Source organism: Quisquiliibacterium sp. (genome assembly GCF_982640115.1).
The window spans coordinates 1-5,725 of sequence record NZ_CEXFHW010000215.1 but is presented as its reverse complement, the minus strand read 5'-3'; the positions used below and the strand labels follow the sequence as shown (position 1 = coordinate 5,725).

Here is a 5,725-nt window from a genome sequence, read left to right as displayed (position 1 = left end):
CTGGCCATTGGTGACGCCCTTGTTGCACAGATCCCGTCGCTGGTGATCTCGGTGGCGGCCGCCTTGATCGTCTCGCGCGTGGGCACCGACGAGGATGTCGGTGAGCAGCTCACCCGGCAGCTCACCGCCATGCCGCGGGCGCTGGGCATCACCTCGGGTGTGATCGCGCTGCTCGGGTTGGTTCCCGGCATGCCGCACTTCTCGTTCCTGCTGCTGGCCGCGGCCTTCGGTTATGGCGCGTGGTGGCTTGGCGAGCGCGATCGTCGTCGGGCTGCGGCGCCCACCGCCGAGGTGGCGCCCACCGTTTCCAACGAAGCCAGCTGGGATGATGTGGCGCCGGTCGACCAGCTCGGTCTCGAGGTGGGCTATCGACTCATCACGCTGGTTGACAAGGATCAGGGCGGTGATCTGCTCGGTCGCATCAAGGGCGTGCGCAAGAAATTTGCCGGGGAGGTGGGCTTCCTGCCACCCGCCGTGCACATTCGCGACAACCTCGAGCTGCGGCCGGGTGCCTACCGGGTGATGCTCAAGGGCGTCATGGTGGGCGAGGGCGAGGCCTTGCCGGGCATGCTGATGGCGATCAATCCCGGCCATCTCACCCTGGCCCTGCCGGGCACGCGGACGATGGATCCGGCCTTCGGCCTGGCGGCGACCTGGATCGAGGAAAAGTCGCGCGACCTGGCCATGGGCGCGGGCTTCACCGTGGTTGATTGTCCGACTGTGATCGCCACCCACCTCCATCACCTGATGCAGGTGCATGCGGCACGCCTGATGGGCCGTGCCGAGGCGCAGCAGCTTCTGGACCACCTCGCGAAGTACACGCCCCGGCTGGGGGAGGAGGTGGTACCCAAGCTGATCCCGGTGTCGGTGTTCCAGCGGGTGCTGCAGAACCTCCTCGAAGAGGCGGTGAACGTGCGCGATCTGCGCGGCATCCTGGAGGCGCTGGCCGAGCATGCGGTTCGGACCCAGGACCCGGACGAACTCACCCGAGAGGTGCGCATCGCGCTGGCACCGTCGATCGTCCAGCAGATCTTCGGGCCCGTTCGCGAGCTGTCGGTGCTGGCCTTCGAACCCGGTCTGGAGAACCTTCTGGCGCAGGCGCTCGGGCCTGGCGCCACTGCCGGGCTCGAACCCGGCGTGGCCGATTTCGTGCTGCGCAGCGCTGCTGATGCCGCCCAGGGCCAGGAGGACGCGGGGATACCCGCCTGTCTGCTGGTGCCCGACCGGATCAGGGCCCCACTCGCGAAACTGCTCAAGAAAGGCGTGCCCCGGCTACGGGTGCTGGGTCACGCTGAGATTCCGGAGACCCAGTCGATCCGGATCGGTCGCATCATCGGAGAGAACAAGTGAACGTCACACGCTTTTTCGGCAAGACCAACAAGGAAGCCCTCGCCAAGGTCCGTGAGCGGCTGGGCCCTGATGCGATCGTTCTCAAGAATCAGCCGGTCGATGGCGGGGTGGAGATCCTCGCAATGGCCGACACCGGCCGCGGCATTCACGAGGGCGACCAGCTGCGTCTCCCGGTCCGCCCGGCAAGCGCGCCGGCAGGCGCAGCGCCGACGGCGGGCGAGGGCGGTCTTACCGAAGCCGGCGTGCCCGAGATGAACACCCTCTCGTTCCAGCAGTATGTGCGCGACCGGCTGGCGCGCCGCATCGCCGAGGGCGCGCCCTCGGGCGAGGGCTCGATGGCGACCGGCCTGGAGGGCGACCCTGCGACGCTCACGATGGGCGGGGCGGCCGCTCGCCCGACCCGCCGCGCCCAAGCGACTGCGCTTGCCGACAGTGACAGCCGCGCGTCGGCAGCGCGGGTCACGCCCAGGCCGGCGGCTCGGCCCGCGCCGGTGGCGGCTCCTCTGGCACCGGCGGCCCCGGCCCCGGCGCCTGCGGCCGCCATGGCGCGCCCGGCGCACCTCGCCAGGCCTGCGCCCGCCGACATCTCCCCCGCCGTGCTTGCCGATGCCCTGGGCGACGCCCGCGAATCGATCACCGAGTCGATCCAGCAATCGGTCATGGCCGAGCTTCGCCAGATGAAGGAATTCATCGCCGGCCCGCTCGAGTCCCTGTCCTGGTTCGAGTCCACCCGCCGGCAGCCGGTGCGCAACCGGCTGCTGAAGTCGCTTCTGGTGGCCGGTTTTTCGCCGGCCCTGGCACGCGCGCTGGTCGACCGGCTGCCCGAGGGGTGCGACGACACCCAGGCCGCGAGCTGGCTGCGCAAGGCGCTGGTGCGCAACCTGCGCTGCGACCCGTCGGGTTCGCTCATCGAAGGCGGCGGGGTTTTCGCGCTGGTGGGGCCCACCGGCGTGGGCAAGACCACTTCCACTGCCAAGATCGCCGCCCGCTTCGCGCTGCGTCACGGCACCCAGTCGATCGGCCTGATCACCGTTGATGCCTACCGGATCGGCGGCCAGGACCAGCTTCGCAGCTTCGGCCGGATGCTGGGCGTGCCAGTGCACGTCGCCCACGATGCGCCCTCGCTCAACGACTTCCTGCAGCTCTATCAGAGCAAGAAGCTGGTGCTGATCGACACCGCTGGCATCAGCCAGCGCGACGAGCGTGTCGACGACATGCTCGATTCGCTCGATGGCCAGTCGGTCAGCCGGCTGCTGGTGGTCAACGCGGCCACGCAGGTGGAGACCATGGAAGAGGTCGTCCAGGCGTATCGCGGACACCAGTCGGCGGGGCTGATCATCTCCAAGATGGACGAGGCCGTGCGGCCCGCGGCGGCGCTGGACTGCGCGGTGCGGCACAAGATGCGGGTGCTCGGCATCGCCGACGGTCAGCGGGTGCCCGAGGACTGGCACTGGGCCGACCCGCGTGCGCTGGTCGAGCGCGCGCTCGCGGCGCAAAGCACGCCCACCTTCGAGATGGACGAGCAGATGCTCGGCATGATGTTCGCCTCCACCAGCGCCGCGCGTCGCCAGCCCGCGGGTCGCAGGGCCGATGTTTGAGTCCACGCTCGATCAGGCCAGCGGCCTGCGTCGGCTGTTCAACCCGCGCCGGCTGCGGCTGCTGCCGGTCGTGGCCGACACCCGCCCGGGCAGCAGCGCGGTCTTCGCGCTGAATCTGACCGCGGCGCTCGCACGGACGGGCTCGCGGCCGGTGGTCATCGATGCCCATCCGGCCGGGGTCTCGGCGCTGGTCGGCCTGGAACCGCGCTTCGAGCTCGATGACCTGATCGAGGGGCGCTGTCGCGTGGCCCAGGTGCTGTGCCGCAGCGCGGAAGGTGTGCCGGTACTGCCCGCATCGCGAGGCCTCGGGGCTCTTTGCGCCGATCCCCTGGCGGCCGAAGCGGTCTTCAGTGCGGTGGCCTCGCTCCGGGAAAGCTATGATGTGGCTGTGTTCCACGCGCCCGCCGCCCTGCTCGGAAGTCTCATGCCCTCCCGAACCACCGAGACCGCCCTGTTGTGCGGCCCGGCCGACGCCGATCTGGCCCTGACCTATGCCTGGCTCAAGGCGCTGGTCCGCACCTTTTCGCTGACCCGGTTCCGGGTGGTCTTCGACGGGGTGGCCTCCGAGCGCGAGGCACGGGAACTCCACCGGCGTCTGGCGGCGGTCTCGGCGCGCTATCTCGATGCCGCCGTGATGTTCGGCGGTGCGGTCGCCGGCGACCCCGGCCTCGATCTGGCCGCGCGCTCGCGTGCCAGCGTCTTCGCCATGGCCGCCCAGGGGCCGGCCGCGCGAGCCTTCGAGGGCATCGCGAGCACCGCCGGGGAGTGGCTGCTCCCCGCGTTTGCGCCCTCGGCCTGCGCGGTTCACTGAGCGGGAGCCGGCTGCATGTACACCGCCCGCGGGACTCTCGATCGCAACGCGGCCATCGGTCAGTATGGTCCGCTGGTGCGCCGCATCGCGGCCCAGCTGATCGCCAGGCTGCCCGCCAATGTCGAGCTCGATGACCTGGTCCAGGCCGGCATGATCGGGCTGTTCGATGCCTTGTCGCGCTATCAGGCCAACCAGGGTGCCCAGTTCGAGACCTTCGCCATGCAGCGCGTGCGCGGAGCCATGCTCGACGAGCTGCGTGGCACCGACTGGATGCCCCGCTCGGTCCGCCGCAATCAGCGCACCATCGAGTCCTCGGTGCAGCGGCTCGAGCAGCGGCTCAAACGCCCGCCCACCGACCTCGAGATCGCCGCCGAGATGGGGCTTTCTATTGCGGATTACCATGTGATGCTCACCGAAGCCCGAGGATCACAGCTGATCTATCTCGACGAGATGGGTTCCGAGGATTCCGAAGAGGGCTTCCTGGATCGCCACCAGACCGCCGACGATGACGAGCCGGTCTCGCGCCTGCGCGATGAGCGCTTCCGGGCCGCGCTGGTGGCCGGTATCGAGGGGCTGCCCGAGCGTGAGAAGCAGGTCATGGGCATGTACTACGAGCAGGACATGAACCTGAAGGAGATCGGCGCGGTGCTCGGGGTGACCGAGTCGCGGGTCTCGCAGCTGCACAGCCAGGCGGTTGCCCGATTGCGTGCACGGCTGCGCTCCTGGGCCTGAATGCCGCTGGCCGCGCCGGCATGATGGCCGATTCTCCCGGGCACCGAACCCCGTCACCGGTGCGGATCGCCGCCCTCGGTGCCGAGATCTTCGATGCCGGCGTGCTGTCGCGGCGTCTGGCGGCTCTGGCGATGTCGCGCGTGGCGGCCCAGGGCGATCGCACAGCGGGAGTGCTCGATGCCCTCACCCGCATTGCCGATGCCGCTCAGGCCATGGCCGAGGTCGCCCTCCAGACCCGCCTGCTCGCTTTCAACCTGTCGGTCGAGGCCGCGCGTCAGGAACCCGCGGGCGGCAGTCTTGGCCTGATGGCCCGCGCGGTCACCGACCTGTCCCATCAGGTTGAAGCGGGTTGCCGGCAGATTGCCGATACCTCGCGACGATTCGAGTCTCATCTCGCGACCGACCCGGAAGAGGGGAAGCCCGACCCGACGCAGGAGCCTGCGGCGATCCGGGCGCTCGAAGCCCTTCAGGAGGCCATCGATCGCATGCTGGTCTGTGCCAGCGAGTTGCGCAGCATCCGTTGAACAGCGGGGGGCGCGCGGCGCCCGGTCGGGCTGCCGGGAAGGGCTTGCAGCGGTTCAGGCCAGGCGCAGCGAGCGGCTGGGCGTGTCGACGGCGGCATTGCCGCCCGCACCATAGGTGGCCGAGGGCCCGAACAGGGCGGTCACGCCCCGTTGGTTGATGCCGCGCGCACGCGCGAGCAGTTCGGCGTTGGCCGAGAGGTGGCGGCGCAGGCGGGCAAGCCGCGCCTTGGCAGTGGGGTCTCGCAGCGCACCGAGCGCTGCCAGGGCGCCGAGCGCCGTTGACAGACGCGTGCTGGCGGCTTCAATGCCGGCGGCGTCGCCCTGGGCGATGGCCGTCTGCTGCGCGTCAAGCGCGCTGGCGACCGCATCGAGCGCCATCTGGGCGCTGCCAGCGGTTCGCAGCGGCTGACCCGGGCTCATCGGCCAGCGCCTCCGACGCTGATGGTCTCGAGCAGTTCGGAAGCCGCGGAGATCATCTTGTCGGCAACCACCTGCGCGTTCACATGGAAGCGGCCTTCCTGGATGGCCGAGCGGACTTCTTCCACCTTGGCGGAGTCGACGGGTTCGGCGCTGTCGGTGCCCACCAGGCTCTGGGTGGTGGCCGACAGCCTGACCTGATCGGTGGGCGTGACGCCTGGCACATTCCCCTGCGGCGAAGCGGGGGCCCGGCTGGCATTGGTCGCCCTGTTGACCAGATCGAGGGGTTTGGG

General features: G+C 70.0%; 7 protein-coding genes. 5 read left to right on the top strand and 2 right to left on the bottom strand.

The features are described 5' to 3' along the window. From AC2H6A_RS17380 to AC2H6A_RS17360, 5 genes are all read left to right on the top strand, one after another. A partial coding sequence (locus AC2H6A_RS17380) for an FHIPEP family type III secretion protein (RefSeq protein ID WP_484274978.1) occupies nt 1-1,350 on the top strand: 1,350 nt, incomplete at its 5' end. Further along, entirely contained in the window at nt 1,347-2,948 is a 1,602-nt protein-coding gene (gene flhF / locus AC2H6A_RS17375; RefSeq protein WP_484274977.1) for a flagellar biosynthesis GTPase FlhF, read from the top strand. The genes AC2H6A_RS17380 and flhF, both read left to right, overlap by 4 nt. Next, on the top strand, nt 2,941-3,759 hold the full coding sequence (locus tag AC2H6A_RS17370; RefSeq protein WP_484274976.1) for a MinD/ParA family ATP-binding protein: 819 nt from the start codon (nt 2,941-2,943) through the stop codon (nt 3,757-3,759). The genes flhF and AC2H6A_RS17370 overlap by 8 nt, the downstream gene beginning before the upstream one ends. 15 nt (nt 3,760-3,774) lie before the next feature. Next, entirely contained in the window at nt 3,775-4,491 is a 717-nt protein-coding gene (locus AC2H6A_RS17365; protein ID WP_484274975.1) for an RNA polymerase sigma factor FliA, read from the top strand. 59 nt (nt 4,492-4,550) lie between these two features. After that, nucleotides 4,551-5,015: a hypothetical protein gene (locus AC2H6A_RS17360; protein WP_484274974.1), complete on the top strand. Its 465-nt coding sequence runs from the start codon at nt 4,551-4,553 to the stop codon at nt 5,013-5,015. Between the two features lie 54 nt (nt 5,016-5,069). Here AC2H6A_RS17360 and AC2H6A_RS17355 read toward each other — a convergent pair whose 3' ends face one another. Both AC2H6A_RS17355 and flgM read right to left on the bottom strand, forming a co-directional pair. Next, on the bottom strand, nt 5,070-5,435 hold the full coding sequence (locus AC2H6A_RS17355; protein ID WP_484274973.1) for a hypothetical protein: 366 nt from the start codon (nt 5,433-5,435) through the stop codon (nt 5,070-5,072). Then, nucleotides 5,432-5,725: flagellar biosynthesis anti-sigma factor FlgM (gene flgM, locus AC2H6A_RS17350; protein ID WP_484274972.1), on the bottom strand; the 294-nt coding region annotated here is incomplete at its 5' end. The genes flgM and AC2H6A_RS17355, both read right to left, overlap by 4 nt.